A 3587-nucleotide genomic window follows, 5' to 3' on the forward strand; every position below is an offset into this window, starting at 1 on the left:
GAATATATGCTATCGTATTATTAGTTGCCGGGGGGCACTCGGAAACTCGTGCGCGGACGTGGAGGGAAGCGTTAGACTACCGCCAAGGAAGCAGCACCCTGTGTTAGCGACAGCTATGCGAAGCAAAACGTCAACCCGCCGAGGAGCTATGGCTCAGTAGGAATCCCCGTGCCTAACAGCCGGGGAGGATGTCAAATAATTAATATTAACATCTTTCTAGGAAGAAGGAATAGGGAAGAAGGCATTTAGTTACAGCAGATTCGGCTTCATAAAAAGAAAAGAACAGATATTAACAATTAAACATTCTCAGCGCCGACATCTTGTCCGGAACAGATGTACCTCACCGGAAAATTTGGGTAGTTACGTATCCTCTTTTACAGCGCTTTTCAATATTGATGAACCACATTGCCATAACCAAAACCCAGTAGAGACGTTGCATGCAACGTCCCTACTGTGGTCTACTTTGCTAATTTTAGCTAAATCAGGACTTACGCAAAGGCACTATATATAAGGTTTCGCTCAGTTACGCTGCCGCTAACACACCCTACTGGACTACTGGACTGACACAGCTAAAATGGTGCAATAAGTGTAGGTTGGGTTGAGGGACGATCTTCGGAGCTTATCCGTTAGGATAAACCCAACATTAGTAAGGTTTTGTTGGGTTTCACTGCCGTTCAACCCAACCTACATTTTTAGGCGTGTCAGTCTACTAGACTGACACAGCTAAAACTGTGCATTAGTTTTTAACTTGAAAATTCTTACTTTTGAATGCATGACTTTTGACTTTTGAATTGAATCTAATGCACCATTTAAGGTGTGTCAGTCTTACTTCTGCTATAGAGTTAAAATTGGAGAATAATCAAAACAAAGAAATGTAGAAAATATTTTGATTATTTCCAAAATAATTTTAACTTCAATTCCTGGTTTAAAATTTGCTTCGCTTCAAGCAGAAAGTGCTAATTCAAGAGAATAAATGTCACTATATTTATTTTGAATGTAACGAATAAATGGGTCAATACTTAAAGATTTACCTGTTACTCTATCAATTAGTTCATTAGCAGTATATTTACGACCATGTTGATAAATATTATGCTTTAACCATTTATGCAAAAGAGTAAAATTACCCTGTTCAATAGCAACAGTAATTTCGGGATTAGATTTCACTGCAGTTTCATAAACTTGAGCAGCAATTAAATTACCTAAAGTATAGCCTTGAAACATTCCCCCAATCATGTCACCATACCAATGTACATCTTGCATTACTCCCTCACTATCATTAGCAGGAAATATACCTAAATCTTTTTTATAGCGTTCATTCCAAGCTTCAGGAAGGTCAGAAACAGCTAACTTATCCTCTAACATGGCCAATTCTAAATCGAATCGAATCATCACATGGAGATTGTAGGTTACTTCATCAGCATCAGTACGAATGGGTGACTGAACAACCCTATTAACCGCTCGATAAAATTCTGAAACAGAAATACGACTAAGTTGTTTAAGAAAAATACCCTGTAGTTGGGGATAAAAACATTCCCAAAAACCTCGACTACGTCCCACCATATTCTCCCATAATCGGGATTGACTTTCATGGATACCGCTTGAGGTTCCTTGAGCAAGGGGTGTTCCCTCTAGTTCCAGGGCAATACCTTGTTCATAGAGAGCATGGCCTACTTCGTGGACTGTACTGAATAGAGCTTCGGTAAAGTTATTTTCATACACCCGAGTAGTAATACGAACATCTCCAATGGAAAAGCTAGAAGTAAAGGGGTGGGGTGTTTCGTCTTGTCTGCCTCTTTGAAAGTCGAACCCAATACGATCTATTACAGTACGTCCAAACTTGAGTTGTTGTTCTTTTGGGTAGTATTGGTGGAGGTAAAAATTATTAACGGATGGGCCAGAGGTAATGGCATCAACTATGGGTAATAATTTTTGGCGCAGCTTGCTGAAGAGAGGGCGAAGTATGGAGACTGTCATGCCTTCGTCTACAAAGTCAATGAGAGGATCGGCAATATGTTTGTGGGGGAAAAAGCAAGCTAGTTCTCGACTTAAGTCTAATGTTTTTTCTAAATATGGTTGTACTAGGGAAAAGTTTTTGAGAGATTTGGCTTTAACCCATGCTTCGTAGGCGGTAGCTTGATGTTGGCAAAATTTCGCCATGAATTCTGAGGGGACTCGGATGGCACGCTCGTAGTCTCGGCGAGTAACACGGATCAAGCTAGCTGCAGTGGAGTCGTAGGGAAGGTTTTGTTCGTAGGGGCGGAGTTCTTCGAGGAGTTTACCTATGGATGGGTGGGTAAATTTTTCATGGGCAAGTTCTTTGAGGGTGGCTATTTGTCGGCCTCTGGCGGAAGTTCCTCCGGTGGGCATATAGGTGGTTTGGTCCCAGTTTAGTACAGAGGCGGCAGTTTCTAGGTCTCGTATTTGGATAAGACTGTTTTTGAGTTCTAGATATTTTGTCTCGCAAGTAGTCATAGTTGACATGATGGCTAGATGATATTAGGACAGTAGGCTTGTTTAATTTTTTTACTTATTAGGTGGGGTATTATTTAATGAAGTCAGAAGTTAGAAGTAATCCCTAACTGGGTTTGAGCATTTAGGAATGTCCTAAGCTTTGCTTCGACTGCTGTATTAGTCAATAAATATAGGGAGTATTCAGGTTGATTCTATTTCAGTATATTCAAGTTTTCACTTTTGTTCTATGCCTGATGAATTGAGGCTGTGAATTTTATAGCGCTAGGGAACAGGGAACAGGGAGAAATAATTGATAGTTTATTGATAGGAATTGATGGGTTTTTTGGAGGTTTATATTACTCTGAAAAAGGCTATATTTTAGAAGGAAAGAAGAGAGAAATATTCTTTTTTCAGCGTTGCATAAAAGGGGAATGATTTTAATAGTTTTGTTGTGGAAGTGGAAGTGAAAGTGGAAGTGGAAGTGAAAGTGGAATGGGCCTCTGGCCCGTTCGTTATCAGTTGTGAATTTTTTCTGTGGCGATCGCTTATTGAGTGAACAGGGAACAGGGAGAAATAATTGATAATTTATTGATAGGAATTGATTAGATTTTTGGAGATTTCTATTAGTCTGAAAAAGGCTATATCTGAGAAAGTAAGGAGAGAGAAATATTCTTTTTTCGGCGTTGCATAAAAGGGGAATGATTTTAATAGTTTTGTTGTGGAAGTGGAAGTGGAAGTGAAAGTGGAAGTGAAAGTGAAAGTGGAAGTGAAAGTGGAATGGGCCTCTGGCCCGTTCATTATCAGTTGTGAATTTTTTGTGTGGCGATCGCTTGTTATCTATCAATTTACCGAATAATTAAGGCTTAGAGGTTATCTGAGAAGTCCCATTTGCTACATCATAAGCCCCCTAAATCCCTAGGGTAAATTTATTGTCACTAGAGAAAAATAGATGGGGAGATGGGGAGATGGGGAGATGGGGGGATGGGGAGATGGAGAGATCTGTATATTTGCACAATAGATGGGGAGATGGGGAGATGGGGGGATGGGGAGATGGAGAGATCTGTATATTTGCACAATAGATGGGGAGATGGGGAGATGGAGATATGAAGAGAAAAAGACTGAACTCCAGTCACAAC

Annotated in this window: 1 protein-coding gene; it reads right to left on the reverse strand. The window is 40.1% G+C overall.

Annotated features, from left to right (window positions below):
- Positions 1-942: 942 nt before the first annotated feature.
- Positions 943-2481, reverse strand: a complete 1539-nt coding sequence (locus F6K54_RS41850) for a carboxypeptidase M32 (RefSeq protein WP_293090394.1) — start codon at positions 2479-2481, stop codon at positions 943-945.
- Positions 2482-3587 lie beyond the last annotated feature (1106 nt).

The organism is Okeania sp. SIO3B5, from assembly GCF_010692555.1.
Lineage (GTDB): Bacteria > Cyanobacteriota > Cyanobacteriia > Cyanobacteriales > Microcoleaceae > Okeania.